The following is a 15,560-nucleotide window of genomic DNA, read 5'->3' on the forward strand; positions in this document are numbered from 1 at the left end:
CCCCAATGCTGATCCCCCGTCGGGTCAAGCACCGCAAGCAGCACCACCCGAAGCGCCGCGGCGCTGCCAAGGGTGGCACCGAGCTCGCCTTCGGCGAGTACGGCATCCAGGCCGTCACCCCGGCCTACGTGACGAACCGGCAGATCGAGTCCGCTCGTATCGCCGTCACCCGTCACATCAAGCGTGGCGGCAAGGTCTGGATCAACATCTACCCGGACCGTCCGCTCACCAAGAAGCCGGCCGAGACCCGCATGGGTTCCGGTAAGGGTTCGCCCGAGTGGTGGATCGCGAACGTGCACCCGGGTCGGGTCATGTTCGAGCTGTCGTACCCCAACGAGAAGGTGGCTCGTGAGGCGCTGACCCGCGCTGCTCACAAGCTCCCGATGAAGTGCCGGATCATCCGGCGCGAGGCAGGTGAGAGCTGATGTCGGCCGGCACCAAGGCTGCTGACCTCCGCGAGCTGGACAACGAGGGTCTCGTTGCCAAGCTCCGTGAGGCCAAGGAGGAGCTGTTCAACCTCCGCTTCCAGGCGGCGACCGGGCAGCTCGACAACCACGGACGGCTCAAGCTGGTCCGTAAGGACATCGCGCGGATCTACACCCTGATGCGCGAGCGCGAGCTGGGCATCGAGACGGTGGAGAACGCCTGATGACTGAGAACACCAACGAGACGCGCGGTTTCCGCAAGACCCGTGAGGGTCTCGTCGTCAGCGACAAGATGGACAAGACCGTCGTCGTCGCCGTCGAGGACCGCGTCAAGCACGCTCTGTACGGCAAGGTCATCCGCCGTACGAACAAGCTGAAGGCGCACGACGAGGCGAACGCCTGCGGCATCGGCGACCGGGTCCTCCTCGCGGAGACCCGCCCGCTGTCCGCGACGAAGCGCTGGCGCGTCGTCGAGATCCTCGAGAAGGCCAAGTAACGAAGTTGATGCGGTACGGCCGTATGTGCATCAGGCCCCTTGCGGGCGCTGGTGTGAGCAGCGGCCGGCCCGTCAGCTCTCGTTGACGATCAGGAGAAAGCTGTGATCCAGCAGGAGTCGCGACTGCGTGTCGCCGACAACACGGGCGCGAAGGAAATCCTTTGCATCCGCGTTCTCGGTGGCTCCGGTCGCCGCTACGCCGGTATCGGGGACGTCATCGTCGCCACCGTCAAGGACGCGATCCCCGGCGGTTCGGTGAAGAAGGGTGACGTCGTCAAGTGCGTCGTCGTCCGTACCGTGAAGTCGCGCCGTCGTCCCGACGGTTCGTACATCCGGTTCGACGAGAACGCCGCCGTCGTCCTCAAGAACACCGAGGGTGACCCCCGCGGTACCCGCATCTTCGGCCCGGTGGGCCGCGAGCTGCGCGACAAGAAGTTCATGAAGATCATCTCGCTGGCGCCGGAGGTGCTCTAACCCATGGCGAACAGCATGAAGATCAAGAAGGGTGACCTGGTTCAGGTCATCACCGGCAAGGACCGCGGCAAGCAGGGCAAGGTCATCCAGGCCATGCCCGCCGAGAACAAGGTCCTGGTCGAGGGTGTGAACCGGGTCAAGAAGCACACCAAGCCGGGCCCGGGCACTCAGGGTGGCATCGTCACCGTCGAGGCCCCGGTGCACGTCTCCAACGTCCAGCTGGTCGTGGAGAAGGACGGCAAGAAGGTCGTCACCCGCGTTGGCTACCGCTTCGATGACGAGGGCAACAAGATCCGCGTTGCCAAGCGAACCGGTGAGGACATCTGATGTCTGAGACGACTGTTGAGAAGGTGACCCCCCGTCTCAAGGAGCGTTACAACTCCGAGATCAAGGGTCAGCTGCAGGAGCAGTTCTCGTACGAGAACGTCATGCTGACGCCCGGCCTGGTCAAGGTCGTCGTCAACATGGGTGTCGGCGAGGCCGCCCGTGACAGCAAGCTGATCGAGGGCGCGATCCGCGACCTGACCGCGATCACCGGTCAGAAGCCGGCCGTGACCAAGGCTCGCAAGTCCATCGCGCAGTTCAAGCTGCGCGAGGGCCAGCCGATCGGCACGCACGTCACCCTCCGCGGTGACCGCATGTGGGAGTTCCTGGACCGTCTGGTCTCGCTGGCCCTGCCGCGAATCCGTGACTTCCGTGGCCTCTCCCCGAAGCAGTTCGACGGCCGTGGCAACTACACCTTCGGTCTGACCGAGCAGGTTATGTTCCACGAGATCGACCAGGACAAGGTCGACCGTCAGCGCGGTATGGACATCACCGTCGTGACCACCGCTCAGACCGACGACGAGGGCCGGGCGCTCCTGCGCGCTCTGGGCTTCCCGTTCAAGGAGGCGTGAGCCAATGGCGAAGAAGTCCCTCATCGCGAAGTCCGAGCGCAAGCCGAAGTTCGGCGTCCGGGCCTACACCCGGTGCCAGCGCTGCGGCCGTCCGCACTCGGTGTACCGCAAGTTCGGCCTCTGCCGTGTGTGCCTCCGTGAGATGGCGCACCGCGGCGAGCTGCCGGGCGTGACCAAGAGCTCCTGGTAGTCCAGGACCTCGCGGTAACGCCATAGCGAAGCAGGTGTGCCCGACCCCACAGAGCTCCTCTTTTGGGGCTGCGTACGGAATCCCGTAGGGTAGTGAGGTCGGGCCCCCTGTCGCGGCGGCTCCATAGCCGCCGTTGACCCTCTTCGGAGGGCTCGCACCCAGTCTTACGACGCCGCAGGTCCCCTGCGTCTGTGCCCCCGCCGAACTCCTCGGAGTGCGGCGGGGGGACCTGGCGCGGAGAAACCACGGCGAGAGAGGCCTGAGGCCATCATGACCATGACCGACCCCATCGCAGACATGCTCACGCGTCTGCGTAACGCGAACTCGGCGTACCACGACACCGTGGCGATGCCGGCCAGCAAGATCAAGGCGCACGTCGCCCAGATCCTGCAGCAGGAGGGGTACATCTCCTCCTACAAGGTTGAGGAGCCCGTCGAGGGCGAGGTCGGCAAGAAGCTGACCATCGAGCTCAAGTTCGGCCCCAACCGTGAGCGCTCCATCGCCGGCATCAAGCGCATCAGCAAGCCGGGTCTGCGCGTTTACGCAAAGTCCACCAACCTGCCGAAGGTTCTCGGCGGCCTGGGCGTGGCGATCATCTCCACGTCGTCCGGCCTCCTGACCGACAAGCAGGCCGCCAAGAAGGGCGTAGGCGGAGAAGTTCTCGCCTACGTCTGGTAATTCGGGAAACGGAGGTACAGCAATGTCGCGCATTGGACGGCTGCCCATCCAGGTCCCCGCTGGCGTGGACGTCACCATCGATGGCCAGGCGGTCTCGGTGAAGGGCCCCAAGGGCTCCCTCACCCACGTTGTCGCCGCGCCGATCGAGATCGGTAAGGGCGAGGACGGCACGCTGCTCGTGACCCGCCCCAACGACGAGCGTCTGTCGAAGGCCCTGCACGGCCTTTCCCGCACGCTGGTGGCGAACATGATCACCGGCGTGACCGCGGGCTACCGCAAGTCGCTGGAGATCAGCGGTGTCGGCTACCGAGTTCTGGCGAAGGGCTCCGACATGGAGTTCCAGCTGGGCTACAGCCACCCGATCCTGGTCGAGGCCCCCGAGGGCATCTCCTTCGTCGTCGAGTCGGCCACCAAGTTCCACGTGGACGGCATCGACAAGCAGAAGGTCGGCGAGGTCGCCGCGAAGATCCGCAAGCTGCGCAAGCCCGACCCGTACAAGGCCAAGGGTGTCAAGTACGCGGGCGAGGTCATCCGCCGCAAGGTCGGAAAGAGTGGTAAGTAAGCGATGAGCGTCTCTGTCAAGATCGGCAAGGGCAACGCCTACAAGAGCGCCGCTCGCAAGCGCCGCGCGATCCGCGTTCGCAAGCGCGTCGTCGGCACCGAGGTGCGTCCGCGCCTCGTTGTGACGCGCTCGAACCGTCACATGGTCGCCCAGGTCATCGACGACGCCAAGGGTCACACCCTGGCGTCGGCGTCCACCCTCGACGTGTCCATCAAGGGCGTCGAGGGCGACAAGACCGAGCTGGCCAAGAAGGTCGGGAGCCTGGTCGCCGAGCGCGCCAAGGCCGCCGGCATCGAGGCGGTCGTCTTCGACCGCGCGGGCAACCGGTACGCCGGCCGCATCGCCGCCCTGGCGGACGCGGCCCGTGAGGCCGGGCTCGACTTCTAAGCCGCTCGTCGACTCTGTCGGCGGACGTAAACGAGAGAGGTAAATCCAATGGCTGGACCCCAGCGCCGCGGTAGCGGCGCCGGTGGCGGCACCGGTGGCGAGCGGCGCGACCGTAAGCGTGACGACCGGGGCAGCGCCCCCGTCGAGAAGACCGCTTACGTCGAGCGCGTTGTCGCGATCAACCGTGTCGCCAAGGTTGTCAAGGGTGGTCGTCGCTTCTCCTTCACCGCGCTGGTCGTGGTGGGCGACGGTGACGGCACCGTGGGTGTCGGTTACGGGAAGGCGAAGGAGGTTCCGGCCGCCATCGCCAAGGGTGTTGAGGAGGCCAAGAAGAACTTCTTCAAGGTTCCCCGTATCCAGGGCACCATCCCGCACCCGATCCAGGGTGAGAAGGCCGCCGGCGTCGTGCTGCTGAAGCCCGCCGCCCCCGGTACCGGTGTTATCGCCGGTGGTCCGGTGCGCGCCGTCCTGGAGTGCGCCGGCATCCACGACATCCTGTCGAAGTCGCTCGGCTCGGACAACGCGATCAACATCGTGCACGCCACCGTGGCTGCTCTGAAGGGCCTCGTGCGCCCCGAGGAGATCGCCGCCCGTCGTGGTCTGCCGCTGGAGGACGTGGCTCCGGCCGCCCTCCTGCGGGCGCGTGCTGCTGGGGTGAGCGCCTGATGGCTCGCCTGAAGATCACGCAGACCAAGTCGTACATCGGCAGCAAGCAGAACCACCGTGACACCCTGCGTTCGCTTGGTCTCAAGCGCATGCACGACGTCGTGGTGAAGGAGGACCGTCCCGAGATCCGCGGGATGGCCCACACGGTCCGTCACCTGGTGACGGTTGAGGAGGTGGACTGATCATGGGCGACAACCCGATCAAGATCCACAACCTGCGGCCCGCCCCGGGTGCCAAGACCGACAAGATCCGCGTGGGTCGTGGCGAGGGCTCCAAGGGTAAGACCGCCGGTCGTGGTACCAAGGGCACCAAGGCCCGCTACCAGGTTCCGCAGCGCTTCGAGGGTGGCCAGATGCCGCTCCACATGCGTCTGCCGAAGCTGAAGGGCTTCAAGAACCCGTTCAAGATCACGTTCCAGGTTGTCAACCTCGACAAGCTGGCCGAGCTCTACCCGCAGGGTGGCGAGGTCACCGTCGAGAACCTGGTCGCCAAGGGCGCGGTTCGCAAGAACTCCCTCGTCAAGGTGCTCGGCACCGGCGAGATCTCGGTCGCCCTGCAGGTGACGGTCGACGCCGTCTCCGGCTCGGCCGCCGAGAAGATCAAGGCCGCCGGCGGTACGGTCACCGAGCTCGTCTGAGCCCGCTGACACCCGGCTTCGAGCCCCGCACTTCCTTCGGGAGGTGCGGGGCTCGCGCCTTTTCGGGCCATTCCCGTATTCGACGTTCCGACCCGCGGGGGCGCTCGTTCTTTTGTGTGGCAAACCCGGGCATCCCGTACCCCGTGAGTGGGGGAGGGACCGTATGCGCTTCTTCCGAGTGGCTGCGCACTGTTAGAGTCCGTGGAGTTCCCTTGTAGGCTGCGCGTAGGCTCGCCTGTGCCGTCTGTACGGGAGCCCGAACCGCAAACTCCCCATTCAGGACCGACCCTCCCGCCGACGACGCGCGGGAGGCGCAGGAGGCACCGTGCTCAGTGCGTTCGCGCGGGCGTTCCAGACGCCCGACCTGCGCAAGAAGCTGCTGTTCACGCTGGGCATCATGGTGCTGTTCCGGCTGGGCTCGCACATTCCGATGCCGGGCGTGAACTTCACGGCCGTGAACGAGTGTGTGAAGGAGACCAAGAACAACGGCCTCTTCGGGCTCGTCAACCTGTTCAGCGGTGGCGCGCTCCTCCAGCTGACGATCTTCGCCCTCGGCATCATGCCGTACATCACGGCGAGCATCATCCTCCAGCTCCTCACCGTCGTGATCCCGCGACTGGAGATGCTGAAGAAGGAGGGCCAGGCCGGCCAGGCGAAGATCACCCAGTACACCCGGTACCTGACCATCGCCCTCGCCGTGCTCCAGGGCACCGGCATCGTGGCGACGGCCTCCAGCGGCGCGCTGTTCTCGGGTTGCCCGCTGGCCAACCAGATCGTGCCGGACACCTCGGTGTTCCGGATCGCCGTCATGGTCATCACGATGACCGCCGGCACCACCGTCATCATGTGGCTGGGCGAGCTGATCACCGACCGCGGTATCGGCAACGGCATGTCGCTGCTGATCTTCACCTCGATCGCCGCGCAGTTCCCCTCCTCGATGTGGGCCATCAAGCAGTCCGGCACCATCGGCGGTGGCTGGGTCGAGTTCCTCTCCGTGGTCGCGGTCGGCGTCATCGTTGTGATGCTGGTCATCTTCGTCGAGCAGGCCCAGCGCCGGATCCCGGTCCAGTACGCGAAGCGGATGATCGGCCGCCGGGCGTTCGGCGGCACCTCGACCTACATCCCGCTCAAGGTGAACCAGGCCGGTGTCATCCCGGTCATCTTCGCCTCGTCGCTGCTGTACATCCCCGCTCTGGTGGTCCAGCTGACCAACAGCCAGGCCGGCTGGGCGGTGTGGATCAAGCAGAACTTCGTCAAGGGTGACCACCCGATCTACATGGCCACCTACTTCCTGCTGATCGTCTTCTTCGCCTTCTTCTACGTCGCCATCTCCTTCAACCCCGAAGAAGTTGCCGACAATATGAAGAAGTATGGTGGCTTCATCCCGGGCATCCGGGCCGGCCGGCCGACGGCCGAGTACCTGAACTACGTGCTGACCCGAATCACGTGGCCGGGTTCGCTCTACCTGGGCCTGATCGCGTTGATCCCGATGATCGCCCTGGTCGCCTTCGGACAGCAGACCAACTTCCCGTTCGGCGGCACCAGCGTTCTCATCGTCGTCGGCGTCGGACTCGAAACTGTGAAGCAGATCGAGAGCCAGCTCCAGCAGCGCAATTACGAAGGGTTCCTCCGCTGATGCGTATCGTCCTCGTCGGACCTCCCGGGGCCGGGAAGGGTACTCAGGCGCACTTGCTCGCCGCGACCCTGTCCATCCCCCACATCTCCACCGGCAACCTGTTCCGTACGAACATCAGCCAGGGCACCCCGCTGGGGCTCGAGGCGAAGTCGTACATCGACAGCGGCCGTCTGGTCCCGGACGAGGTGACCATCGGGATGGCCAAGGACCGGATGCTCCAGGAGGACGCCGCGAACGGCTTCCTGCTGGACGGCTTCCCGCGCAACCTGGGCCAGGCCGAGGCGCTGGACGAGTTCCTCGCCGAGCAGGGCATCAAGCTGGACGGTGTGCTGGACCTGGAGGTCCCCGAGGACGAGGTCGTCAAGCGGATCGCGGGCCGTCGCCTGTGCCGCAAGCACGACACCCACGTCTTCCACGTGGTCTACAACCCGCCGAAGGTCGAGGGCGTCTGCGACGAGTGCGGCGGCGACCTGTACCAGCGCTCGGACGACACCGAGGAGGCCGTGCGGGTCCGGCTGGAGGAGTACCACTCCAAGACCGAGCCGATCATCGGCTACTACAAGGAGCAGGACCTCCTGGTGACCATCCCGGCCCTCGGCAAGGTGGACGAGGTCACCCAGCGCGCGATCGAGGCGCTGAAGCAGAACGGCTGAGTTCCTCAGCGGAGTACGCGTGTACGGCCGGGGCGCCCGTGGAGCGGGCGGCCCGGCCGTTTCGGCGTCGTACGGTGGTAGGCAGTGGTAATCCGGACTTGGAAGGCGTGACCTGATGGTGGAGATCAAGACCCCCGAGCAGATCGCGAAGATGCGAGCGGCCGGGCTGGTCGTCGCCGAGGCGCTCAAGGCCTGCCGTGAGGCGGTCGCTCCTGGGGTGACGACCCAGGAGCTCAACGACATCGCCGACAAGGTCATCACCGACCACGGCGCCACCTCGAACTTCCGCGCCCACCACGGCGGCCTGTGGTTCCCCGGCGTGATCTGCGCCTCGGTGAACAACGAGGTCGTCCACGGCATCCCGGGCGAGCGGGTGCTGCAGGAGGGCGACGTCATCTCGATCGACTGCGGCGCCATTCTGGACGGCTGGCACGGCGACTCGGCGATCACCGTCGCGGTCGGCGAGGTCCGCCCCGAGGTCGAGATGCTGAGCCGGGTGACCGAGGGCTCGATGTGGGCCGGCATCGCCCAGATGAAGAAGAACAACCGCCTGGTCGACGTCTCCAAGGCGATCGAGGGCTACATCCGCCGCCAGCCGCTGCCGCCCAAGGGCAAGTGGGGCATCACCGAGGGCTACGGCGGCCACGGCATCGGCACCGCGATGCACATGGAGCCGCACGTGCTGAACTACGTCGAGCGCGGCCGCGGCAAGGGCCCGAAGCTGATCCCCGGCACCGTGCTGGCGATCGAGCCGATGGTCTCGCTGGGCACCCCGCACACCGCCGTGCTGGACGACGAGTGGACGGTCGTCACCAACGACGGCACCTGGGCCTCGCACTGGGAGCACTCGGTGGCCGTCACCGAGCAGGGCCCGCTGGTGCTGACCGCCTTCGACGGCGGCAAGGCCGGGCTCGCCAAGCTGGGCATCACCGCGGCTCCGGACCCGCTGGCGTAGTCGCCGCGGCGCCCGACCGCCGCTCCTGACAAGGGATCAGAGCCCTGGAGGTTTGGACCTCCGGGGCTTTGTCCTATTTTTTAAGGGTCGGCAGTGGCACAATGCGGCTCGGCCGGCCTTCGATCGATGCAGGAGAGAGCACGTGCTCAAGGGATTCCGCGACTTCATGATGCGCGGCAACGTCGTCGACATGGCGGTCGGTGTGGTCATCGGTGCCGCGTTCACCGCCGTGGTGACCGGCTTCGTGTCCGCCTTCCTCACCCCGCTGGTCGGTGTGGTGGTCGGCGCGGCCGGCGACTTCAGCTCGTACAAGGCGACCGTCGCCGGGGTCACGTTCCCGTACGGCCAGTTCCTGAACGTGCTGATCGCGTTCGTCATGACCGCCGCGGTGCTGTACTTCTGCGTGGTGCTGCCGATCACCAAGGCCACCGAGCGTTACCTGCCGAAGAAGCCGAAGGCCCCGAAGCGCCCCTGCCCCGAATGCCTGACCGAGATCCCCGTGGCCGCCCGCCGCTGCTCGGCCTGCACCGCCCACGTGGAGCCGCTGGTCGTCTCCACCGGGATCTGACGTACGGGTGTGACGTGTACCGCCTTCCGGGTCCCGGTTTTGGCCCATCGGACGCGCTGGCGTAGGATGGACCGTCGGCTCACTCGTAGCGTGCTTCAGCACGCCCTCTTCCCCTCGGGGGTGGGGTGAACCCAGGTTCGCACGAGCGTTCCGCATACGGTAGCCGGTCCCGGAAGGTGGATCTCGCAGTTCATGGCTAAGAAGCAAGGCGCCATTGAGATCGAGGGCACCGTGATCGAGTCTCTTCCGAACGCGATGTTCAAGGTCGAGCTGCAGAACGGTCACAAGGTCCTCGCGCACATCAGTGGCAAGATGCGCATGCACTACATCCGCATCCTGCCGGACGACCGGGTCGTCGTGGAGCTCAGCCCCTACGACCTCACGCGCGGCCGGATCGTCTACCGCTATAAGTAAGAACGTCAGATCTAGACCCGGAGAACCTGAACATGAAGGTCAAGCCGAGCGTCAAGAAGATCTGCGACAAGTGCAAGGTGATCCGCCGTCACGGCCGGGTCATGGTGATCTGCGACAACCTGCGCCACAAGCAGCGCCAGGGCTGATCTCTCCCCAGCATTTCTCGTAGTACTTCGCGCGACGCGAAAACGTCATAAGCGGGCTACCCGATCCGTCCCGGAACGGACGGACTGCCGCCCCCGGTCAGAGGCCGGGGCTCCCCACTCACCGTCCGCAGGACCGTGAGGTGTCCGGAGTAGGTAGCACGCAAGACCTCTGAAGAACCACAGGAGCCTTGAATGGCACGCCTCGCTGGCGTTGATCTCCCCCGTGAGAAGCGGATCGAGATCGCCCTCACCTACGTGTACGGCATCGGCCGTACCCGCGCCCAGCAGACCCTCGCCGAGACCGGTGTCAACCCGGATGTCCGCGTTCGCGACATCTCCGAGGACGACCTGGTCAAGCTGAGCCAGTACATCGACGCCAACTTCACGGTCGAGGGTGACCTCCGCCGCGAGGTGGCCGCCGACATCCGCCGCAAGGTCGAGATCGGCTGCTACGAGGGTCTGCGTCACCGCCGTGGCCTGCCGGTCCGTGGCCAGCGCACCCACACCAACGCGCGTACCCGCAAGGGCCCGCGTCGCGCGATCGCCGGCAAGAAGAAGCCGGGCAAGAAGTAGTCCGTCCCGTAACCGGACATCCCTCCGGCCCGCGGGTCAGCGGACCGACCACCTCAGTAGGAGAACAGACTTATGCCCCCCAAGGGTCGTCAGGCTGCCGGCGCGAAGAAGATCCGCCGCAAGGAAAAGAAGAACGTCGCTCACGGCCACGCGCACATCAAGAGCACGTTCAACAACACCATCGTTTCGATCACCGACCCCGCGGGCAACGTGATCTCCTGGGCCTCCGCCGGCCACGTCGGCTTCAAGGGCTCGCGCAAGTCCACCCCGTTCGCCGCGCAGATGGCCGCCGAGGCCGCTGCCCGTCGCGCGCAGGAGCACGGCATGCGCAAGGTTGACGTCTTCGTGAAGGGTCCGGGCTCCGGCCGCGAGACCGCGATCCGTTCGCTCCAGGCCACCGGCCTGGAGGTCGGCTCGATCCAGGACGTCACCCCCACCCCGCACAACGGCTGCCGTCCGCCGAAGCGCCGCCGCGTCTGACGCAGCGCCTTCGGGCACGCAGTCTCTGCTGTAAACCTCGTACGGGGTCCCACGTAGTGAACCGTCACTGCTTGCGGGACCCCGTACGCTTGGTCCTGTCGGCATCAAATAGTGGGTGCCGAAGACAACTGGAGGAACCTCCCCATGCTTATCGCTCAGCGTCCCTCGCTGACCGAAGAGGTCGTCGACGAGTTCCGCTCGCGGTTCGTGATCGAGCCGCTGGAGCCGGGCTTCGGCTACACCCTCGGCAACTCCCTGCGCCGCACGCTCCTGTCGTCGATCCCGGGTGCCGCTGTCACCAGCATCCGCATCGACGGCGTCCTGCACGAGTTCACCACCGTGCCGGGCGTCAAGGAGGACGTGACCGACCTCATCCTCAACATCAAGCAGCTGGTCGTCTCCTCGGAGCACGACGAGCCGGTCGTGATGTACCTGCGCAAGCAGGGCCCGGGTGTCGTCACCGCCGCCGACATCGCCCCGCCGGCGGGTGTCGAGGTGCACAACCCCGAGCTGGTCCTCGCCACGCTGAACGGCAAGGGCAAGCTGGAGATGGAGCTGACCGTCGAGCGCGGTCGCGGCTACGTCTCCGCCGTCCAGAACAAGGCCTCCGGCCAGGAGATCGGCCGCATCCCGGTCGACTCGATCTACAGCCCGGTGCTGAAGGTCACCTACAAGGTCGAGGCCACTCGTGTCGAGCAGCGGACCGACTTCGACAAGCTGATCGTCGACGTCGAGACCAAGCCCGCCATGCGTCCGCGCGACGCCATGGCCTCGGCCGGCAAGACCCTGGTGGAGCTGTTCGGCCTCGCCCGCGAGCTGAACATCGACGCCGAGGGCATCGACATGGGCCCGTCCCCGACGGACGCCGCCCTGGCCGCCGACCTGGCGCTGCCGATCGAGGAGCTGGAGCTCACCGTCCGCTCCTACAACTGCCTCAAGCGCGAGGGCATCCACACCGTGGGTGAGCTCGTCGCCCGCTCCGAGGCCGACCTGCTCGACATCCGCAACTTCGGCGCGAAGTCGATCGACGAGGTCAAGGCGAAGCTGGCCGGTATGGGCCTGGCCCTCAAGGACAGCCCGCCCGGGTTCGACCCGACCGCTGCCGCCGACGCCTTCGGCGCCGACGACCTCGACGACTCGCACTTCGCCGAGACCGAGCAGTACTAAGAGATTTGGCCGCGGGGGCGGTTCCACGGAGCCGCCCCCGTCGTCATGAAAGCCGTACGGGCACAGTGCCCGTACGCCCGCTGCGGTACCTGGTACGGCCGCAGTCGGAGATTCGAGGAGTAATCCATGCCGCGTCCCACCAAGGGTGCCCGCCTCGGCGGCGGCCCGCACCACGAGCCGCTGCTGCTCGCCGGTCTGTGCCGGGAGCTGTTCCAGTACGGCCGCATCACCACGACCGAGGCCAAGGCCCGTCGGATGCGCCCGCTGGCGGAGAAGCTGATCACCAAGGCGAAGAAGGGCGACATCCACAACCGTCGCCTGGTTCGCAAGACGATCACCGACATCGCCGTGCTGCACACCCTCTTCACCGAGATCGCGCCGCGCTACGAGAACCGCCCGGGTGGCTACACCCGCATCACCAAGATCGGTCCCCGTCGTGGCGACAACGCCCCGATGGCCGTGATCGAGCTGGTCGAGGCGCTGACCGTCGCGCAGACCGCCGTCGGCGAGGCCGAGGCCGCCACCAAGCGCGCCGTCAAGGAGGCCGAGGAGGCCAAGGTCGAGGCCCCCAAGGCTGATGAGGCCAGCAAGGCTGACGAGGCCGCCGAGGCCGAGCAGGCCTGACACCTCTAGGTGTGCCGCGGGCCCGCTTTCCCAGCGATGGGGGAGCGGGCCCGTTCCTTGTCTTCGAGGTCCCTGGGAGAAGAGAAGCAGTGGTCAGTGATTGCGCCGAGCAGCCGCCGGTGAAGGACGGCCCGGCCGACGGGTACGTCCGGGTCCGGCTCGACCTCGCCTACCACGGCGCCGAGTTCTCCGGCTGGGCCCGCCAGAAGGGCGGCCGCCGGACGGTCCAGGAGGAGATCGAGAGCGCGCTGCAGATCGTCACCCGCAGCCAGGAGCTCTTCCCGCTCACCGTGGCCGGCCGCACCGACGCCGGGGTGCACGCCCGCGGCCAGGTCGCCCACGTCGACCTGCCGGCCGAGCTGTGGGAGGCGCACCGGGAGAAGCTGCTGCGCCGGTTGGCCGGGCGGCTGCCCGGGGACGTCCGGATCTACCGGGTCGGCGAGGCGCCGGCCGGGTTCGACGCGCGCTTCTCGGCGATCTGGCGCCGGTACGCGTACCGGGTCGCCGACCACCCCGGCGGGGTGGACCCGCTGCTGCGCGGGCACGTGCTCTGGCACGACCGGCCGCTGGACCTGGAGAAGATGAACGCGGCCGCGAAGCTGCTGCTCGGCGAGCACGACTTCGCCGCGTACTGCAAGAAGCGCGAGGGCGCCACCACCATCCGCACCCTGCTGGAGCTGCACTGGGACCGCGTCCCGGTGGACACCTACGCCGCCCAGGAGGGCTCGCTGGCGGTCGCCACCGTCCGGGCCGACGCCTTCTGCCACAACATGGTCCGGGCGCTGGTCGGCGCGATGCTGCTGGTCGGCGACGGGCACCGGCCGGTGGAGTTCCCCGGCGAGGTGCTGGCCGGCGGAGTGCGCAACTCGGCCGTCAACGTGATCCGGCCGTACGGGCTCACCCTCGAGGAGGTCGGCTACCCGCCGGACGACCAGCTCGCCGAGCGCAACCGCCAGGCCAGGCGGATGCGGACCCTGCCCGGGCAGCCCGCCGCCGGGTAATCCGTTTTGGCCGGGGGCGTCCGCTTGGGACAATCGCTCCCATGGGACACGTCGAGATTTCGCACCTGGAGTACTACCTGCCGGACGGGCGGGTGCTGTTCGACGACGCGTCCTTCCGGGTCGGCGAGGGCGCCGCGGTCGCCCTGGTCGGGGCCAACGGCGCCGGCAAGACGACGCTGCTGCGCATGATCGCGGGGGACGTCCAGCCGCACGGCGGCACCGTGACGATCAGCGGCGGGCTCGGCGTGATGCGCCAGTTCGTCGGCACCACCGGCCGCGAGGACCGGCAGTCCGCCCCGGGCGCGCTGGCGGCCGACGCCTCGGTGCGCGACCTGCTGGTCTCGGTGGCCCCCGAGCGGATCGCCGAGGCCGCCCGCGCGGTGGACGCCGCAGAGCTGGCGATGATCGCCCAGGACGACGAGAAGACGCAGATGTCCTACGCCCAGGCGCTCTCCGACTGGGCGGACGTCGGCGGCTACGACTACGAGACCGACTGGGACGTCTGCACCATGGCGGCCCTCGGCATGCCCTTCGACAAGTCCCAGTGGCGCGGCCTGAACACCCTCTCCGGCGGTGAGCAGAAGCGGCTGGTGCTGGAGGCGCTGCTGCGCGGCCCGGACGAGGTGCTGCTGCTCGACGAGCCCGACAACTACCTGGACGTACCGGCCAAGCGCTGGCTGGAGGAGGCCATCAAGGCCACCTCCAAGACCGTCCTGTTCATCTCGCACGACCGCGAACTGCTCTCCCGCACCGCCGACAAGATCATCAGTGTCGAGTCCGGCGCGGCCGGCAGCAGCGTCTGGGTGCACGGCGGCGGCTTCGACACCTTCCACGAGGCCCGCAAGGCCCGCTTCGAGCGCTTCGAGGAGCTGCGCCGCCGCTGGGACGAGGAGCACGCCAAGCTCAAGAAGCTGGTCGTCACCCTGCGTCAGGCCGCCGCCGTCAGCCACGAGATGGCCTCCCGCTACGCCGCCGCCCAGACCAGGCTGAAGAAGTTCGAGGACGCCGGCCCGCCGGAGGCGCCGCCGCGCGAGCAGACCATCACCATGCGGCTCAAGGGCGGGCGCACCGGCGTGCGCGCCTTCACCATGGAGCGGCTGGAGCTCACCGGTCTGATGAAGCCCTTCGACCTGGAGGTCTTCTACGGCGAGCGGGTCGCGGTGCTCGGCTCCAACGGCTCCGGCAAGTCGCACTTCCTGCGGCTGCTGGCCGGCGACGGGACCGTGGCGCACACGGGTGACTGGAAGCTCGGCGCCCGGGTGGTGCCCGGCCACTTCCGGCAGACCCACGCCCATCCGGAGCTGTTCGGCCGGACCGTCCGCTCGATCATCGAGGAGGAGCACGCGCTCAGCCGCGGCGCCGCGATGGGCGCGCTGCGCCGGTACGAGCTGGACCGCCAGGAGGAGCAGAAGTTCGAGTCGCTGTCCGGTGGTCAGCAGGCCCGACTGATGATCCTCAAGCTCGAACTCTCCGGCGTGACGGCCCTGTTGCTCGACGAGCCGACCGACAACCTGGACCTGGAGAGCGCCGAGGCGCTGCAGGCCGGGCTGGAGGCCTTCGACGGCACGGTGCTGTGCGTCACCCACGACCGCTGGTTCGCCAAGACCTTCGACCGCTTCCTGGTGTTCGGCGCGGACGGGCGGGTGTACGAGTCGCCCGAACCGGTGTGGGACGTCACCCGGGTGGAGCGCGAACGCTGAGTGATGACGGGGTGGGCGGCAGGCGATTTTTGACCCCTCCCCGCCCGCCCGGTAACCTGGACGCTTGATGTGCGTATTGGCTCGCTCTATCTCACGTGAGAGGTCGGTACGCCGGAGACATCAGGTCGACGACCAGCGGTCCCCCTTGAATTGCGTCCAAGGTTGGCCAGGCTGCTCTTCCGTCCGGGTGCTCCTGTCAGGACTCACTCACTGAAAAGCGAAGGCTACGACC

The 15,560-nt window shown here is 67.4% G+C and carries 25 protein-coding genes; all 25 read left to right on the plus strand.

All coding sequences use genetic code 11. The features are described from left to right. Window positions 1–5 precede the first annotated feature (5 nt). The gene (gene rplP, locus ABZW30_RS05080) at window positions 6–425 is read left to right on the plus strand and encodes a 50S ribosomal protein L16 (RefSeq protein ID WP_030055824.1); all 420 of its coding nucleotides are present in this window, start codon (window positions 6–8) and stop codon (window positions 423–425) included. Further along, a complete protein-coding gene (rpmC, locus tag ABZW30_RS05085; RefSeq protein ID WP_063348970.1) occupies window positions 425–649 on the plus strand; it encodes a 50S ribosomal protein L29 in 225 nt (74 codons plus the stop codon). The genes rplP and rpmC overlap by 1 nt, the downstream gene beginning before the upstream one ends. Next, window positions 649–921 (plus strand): 30S ribosomal protein S17, encoded by a 273-nt coding sequence (gene rpsQ / locus ABZW30_RS05090; RefSeq protein ID WP_030055826.1) that lies wholly within the window; start codon window positions 649–651, stop codon window positions 919–921. Before rpmC ends, rpsQ begins: the two co-directional genes overlap by 1 nt. 102 nt (window positions 922–1,023) lie before the next feature. Further along, on the plus strand, window positions 1,024–1,395 hold the full coding sequence (gene rplN, locus ABZW30_RS05095) for a 50S ribosomal protein L14 (RefSeq protein WP_030055827.1): 372 nt from the start codon (window positions 1,024–1,026) through the stop codon (window positions 1,393–1,395). A 15-nt stretch (window positions 1,396–1,410) separates the two neighbouring features. Beyond that, entirely contained in the window at window positions 1,411–1,722 is a 312-nt protein-coding gene (gene rplX, locus ABZW30_RS05100) for a 50S ribosomal protein L24 (RefSeq protein ID WP_030055828.1), read from the plus strand. Then, window positions 1,722–2,291: a 50S ribosomal protein L5 gene (gene rplE, locus ABZW30_RS05105; RefSeq protein WP_030393302.1), complete on the plus strand. Its 570-nt coding sequence runs from the start codon at window positions 1,722–1,724 to the stop codon at window positions 2,289–2,291. The genes rplX and rplE overlap by 1 nt, the downstream gene beginning before the upstream one ends. A 4-nt stretch (window positions 2,292–2,295) precedes the next feature. Continuing rightward, entirely contained in the window at window positions 2,296–2,481 is a 186-nt protein-coding gene (locus ABZW30_RS05110; protein ID WP_030055830.1) for a type Z 30S ribosomal protein S14, read from the plus strand. Window positions 2,482–2,751: 270 nt separating this feature from the next. Next, window positions 2,752–3,159 carry a 30S ribosomal protein S8 gene (gene rpsH, locus ABZW30_RS05115; RefSeq protein WP_030232489.1) on the plus strand — a complete coding sequence of 136 codons (408 nt, stop codon included), beginning with the start codon at window positions 2,752–2,754 and terminating at the stop codon, window positions 3,157–3,159. 22 nt (window positions 3,160–3,181) lie between these two features. Then, window positions 3,182–3,721, plus strand: a complete 540-nt coding sequence (rplF, locus tag ABZW30_RS05120) for a 50S ribosomal protein L6 (RefSeq protein ID WP_030055832.1) — start codon at window positions 3,182–3,184, stop codon at window positions 3,719–3,721. Window positions 3,722–3,724: 3 nt separating this feature from the next. Beyond that, on the plus strand, window positions 3,725–4,108 hold the full coding sequence (gene rplR / locus ABZW30_RS05125; protein WP_355669653.1) for a 50S ribosomal protein L18: 384 nt from the start codon (window positions 3,725–3,727) through the stop codon (window positions 4,106–4,108). A 48-nt stretch (window positions 4,109–4,156) separates the two neighbouring features. Beyond that, entirely contained in the window at window positions 4,157–4,774 is a 618-nt protein-coding gene (gene rpsE, locus ABZW30_RS05130; protein ID WP_355669654.1) for a 30S ribosomal protein S5, read from the plus strand. Next, window positions 4,774–4,956 carry a 50S ribosomal protein L30 gene (gene rpmD / locus ABZW30_RS05135; RefSeq protein WP_030055835.1) on the plus strand — a complete coding sequence of 61 codons (183 nt, stop codon included), beginning with the start codon at window positions 4,774–4,776 and terminating at the stop codon, window positions 4,954–4,956. Before rpsE ends, rpmD begins: the two co-directional genes overlap by 1 nt. After that, a complete protein-coding gene (gene rplO, locus ABZW30_RS05140; RefSeq protein WP_355669791.1) occupies window positions 4,956–5,411 on the plus strand; it encodes a 50S ribosomal protein L15 in 456 nt (151 codons plus the stop codon). The genes rpmD and rplO overlap by 1 nt, the downstream gene beginning before the upstream one ends. Window positions 5,412–5,736: 325 nt before the next feature. Next, window positions 5,737–7,047, plus strand: a complete 1,311-nt coding sequence (secY, locus tag ABZW30_RS05145) for a preprotein translocase subunit SecY (RefSeq protein WP_355669655.1) — start codon at window positions 5,737–5,739, stop codon at window positions 7,045–7,047. After that, the gene (locus ABZW30_RS05150; RefSeq protein WP_355669656.1) at window positions 7,047–7,700 is read left to right on the plus strand and encodes an adenylate kinase; all 654 of its coding nucleotides are present in this window, start codon (window positions 7,047–7,049) and stop codon (window positions 7,698–7,700) included. The genes secY and ABZW30_RS05150 overlap by 1 nt, the downstream gene beginning before the upstream one ends. 115 nt (window positions 7,701–7,815) lie before the next feature. After that, window positions 7,816–8,655, plus strand: coding sequence for a type I methionyl aminopeptidase (gene map / locus ABZW30_RS05155; RefSeq protein ID WP_355669657.1), 840 nt, complete (start codon window positions 7,816–7,818; stop codon window positions 8,653–8,655). A 142-nt stretch (window positions 8,656–8,797) separates the two neighbouring features. Then, a complete protein-coding gene (gene mscL, locus ABZW30_RS05160; RefSeq protein WP_355669658.1) occupies window positions 8,798–9,223 on the plus strand; it encodes a large conductance mechanosensitive channel protein MscL in 426 nt (141 codons plus the stop codon). A gap of 192 nt (window positions 9,224–9,415) precedes the next feature. Beyond that, a complete protein-coding gene (infA, locus tag ABZW30_RS05165; RefSeq protein WP_003956442.1) occupies window positions 9,416–9,637 on the plus strand; it encodes a translation initiation factor IF-1 in 222 nt (73 codons plus the stop codon). 32 nt (window positions 9,638–9,669) lie between these two features. Then, entirely contained in the window at window positions 9,670–9,783 is a 114-nt protein-coding gene (gene rpmJ / locus ABZW30_RS05170; protein WP_003956441.1) for a 50S ribosomal protein L36, read from the plus strand. 192 nt (window positions 9,784–9,975) lie between these two features. Beyond that, window positions 9,976–10,356 carry a 30S ribosomal protein S13 gene (gene rpsM, locus ABZW30_RS05175; RefSeq protein ID WP_313764182.1) on the plus strand — a complete coding sequence of 127 codons (381 nt, stop codon included), beginning with the start codon at window positions 9,976–9,978 and terminating at the stop codon, window positions 10,354–10,356. Window positions 10,357–10,428: 72 nt separating this feature from the next. Next, the gene (gene rpsK, locus ABZW30_RS05180; RefSeq protein WP_030232513.1) at window positions 10,429–10,836 is read left to right on the plus strand and encodes a 30S ribosomal protein S11; all 408 of its coding nucleotides are present in this window, start codon (window positions 10,429–10,431) and stop codon (window positions 10,834–10,836) included. A 144-nt stretch (window positions 10,837–10,980) separates the two neighbouring features. After that, window positions 10,981–12,003, plus strand: a complete 1,023-nt coding sequence (locus ABZW30_RS05185) for a DNA-directed RNA polymerase subunit alpha (protein ID WP_049649049.1) — start codon at window positions 10,981–10,983, stop codon at window positions 12,001–12,003. A gap of 126 nt (window positions 12,004–12,129) precedes the next feature. Then, window positions 12,130–12,627: a 50S ribosomal protein L17 gene (gene rplQ / locus ABZW30_RS05190; protein WP_355669659.1), complete on the plus strand. Its 498-nt coding sequence runs from the start codon at window positions 12,130–12,132 to the stop codon at window positions 12,625–12,627. A gap of 89 nt (window positions 12,628–12,716) precedes the next feature. After that, a complete protein-coding gene (gene truA, locus ABZW30_RS05195; RefSeq protein WP_355669660.1) occupies window positions 12,717–13,628 on the plus strand; it encodes a tRNA pseudouridine(38-40) synthase TruA in 912 nt (303 codons plus the stop codon). A 41-nt stretch (window positions 13,629–13,669) separates the two neighbouring features. Continuing rightward, window positions 13,670–15,328, plus strand: coding sequence for an ATP-binding cassette domain-containing protein (locus ABZW30_RS05200; protein ID WP_355669661.1), 1,659 nt, complete (start codon window positions 13,670–13,672; stop codon window positions 15,326–15,328). Window positions 15,329–15,560: the final 232 nt, after the last annotated feature.

This window comes from Kitasatospora sp. NPDC004669 (assembly GCF_040609455.1).
GTDB lineage: Bacteria > Actinomycetota > Actinomycetes > Streptomycetales > Streptomycetaceae > Kitasatospora.

Bases quoted from the DNA above. Each gene is read 5' to 3' on its own strand.
- ABZW30_RS05110 (WP_030055830.1), top strand. From the start codon at position 2,296: ATGGCGAAGAAGTCCCTCATCGCGAAGTCCGAGCGCAAGCCGAAGTTC.
- rplQ (WP_355669659.1), top strand. From the start codon at position 12,130: ATGCCGCGTCCCACCAAGGGTGCCCGCCTCGGCGGCGGCCCGCACCAC.
- rpsH (WP_030232489.1), top strand. From the start codon at position 2,752: ATGACCATGACCGACCCCATCGCAGACATGCTCACGCGTCTGCGTAAC.
- infA (WP_003956442.1), top strand. From the start codon at position 9,416: ATGGCTAAGAAGCAAGGCGCCATTGAGATCGAGGGCACCGTGATCGAG.
- map (WP_355669657.1), top strand. From the start codon at position 7,816: ATGGTGGAGATCAAGACCCCCGAGCAGATCGCGAAGATGCGAGCGGCC.
- rpsQ (WP_030055826.1), top strand. From the start codon at position 649: ATGACTGAGAACACCAACGAGACGCGCGGTTTCCGCAAGACCCGTGAG.
- rpmC (WP_063348970.1), top strand. From the start codon at position 425: ATGTCGGCCGGCACCAAGGCTGCTGACCTCCGCGAGCTGGACAACGAG.
- rpsK (WP_030232513.1), top strand. From the start codon at position 10,429: ATGCCCCCCAAGGGTCGTCAGGCTGCCGGCGCGAAGAAGATCCGCCGC.
- rplR (WP_355669653.1), top strand. From the start codon at position 3,725: ATGAGCGTCTCTGTCAAGATCGGCAAGGGCAACGCCTACAAGAGCGCC.
- rpmD (WP_030055835.1), top strand. From the start codon at position 4,774: ATGGCTCGCCTGAAGATCACGCAGACCAAGTCGTACATCGGCAGCAAG.
- rplE (WP_030393302.1), top strand. From the start codon at position 1,722: ATGTCTGAGACGACTGTTGAGAAGGTGACCCCCCGTCTCAAGGAGCGT.
- ABZW30_RS05150 (WP_355669656.1), top strand. From the start codon at position 7,047: ATGCGTATCGTCCTCGTCGGACCTCCCGGGGCCGGGAAGGGTACTCAG.
- ABZW30_RS05185 (WP_049649049.1), top strand. From the start codon at position 10,981: ATGCTTATCGCTCAGCGTCCCTCGCTGACCGAAGAGGTCGTCGACGAG.
- rpmJ (WP_003956441.1), top strand. From the start codon at position 9,670: ATGAAGGTCAAGCCGAGCGTCAAGAAGATCTGCGACAAGTGCAAGGTG.
- rpsE (WP_355669654.1), top strand. From the start codon at position 4,157: ATGGCTGGACCCCAGCGCCGCGGTAGCGGCGCCGGTGGCGGCACCGGT.
- rpsM (WP_313764182.1), top strand. From the start codon at position 9,976: ATGGCACGCCTCGCTGGCGTTGATCTCCCCCGTGAGAAGCGGATCGAG.
- rplF (WP_030055832.1), top strand. From the start codon at position 3,182: ATGTCGCGCATTGGACGGCTGCCCATCCAGGTCCCCGCTGGCGTGGAC.
- rplP (WP_030055824.1), top strand. From the start codon at position 6: ATGCTGATCCCCCGTCGGGTCAAGCACCGCAAGCAGCACCACCCGAAG.
- rplX (WP_030055828.1), top strand. From the start codon at position 1,411: ATGAAGATCAAGAAGGGTGACCTGGTTCAGGTCATCACCGGCAAGGAC.
- ABZW30_RS05200 (WP_355669661.1), top strand. From the start codon at position 13,670: ATGGGACACGTCGAGATTTCGCACCTGGAGTACTACCTGCCGGACGGG.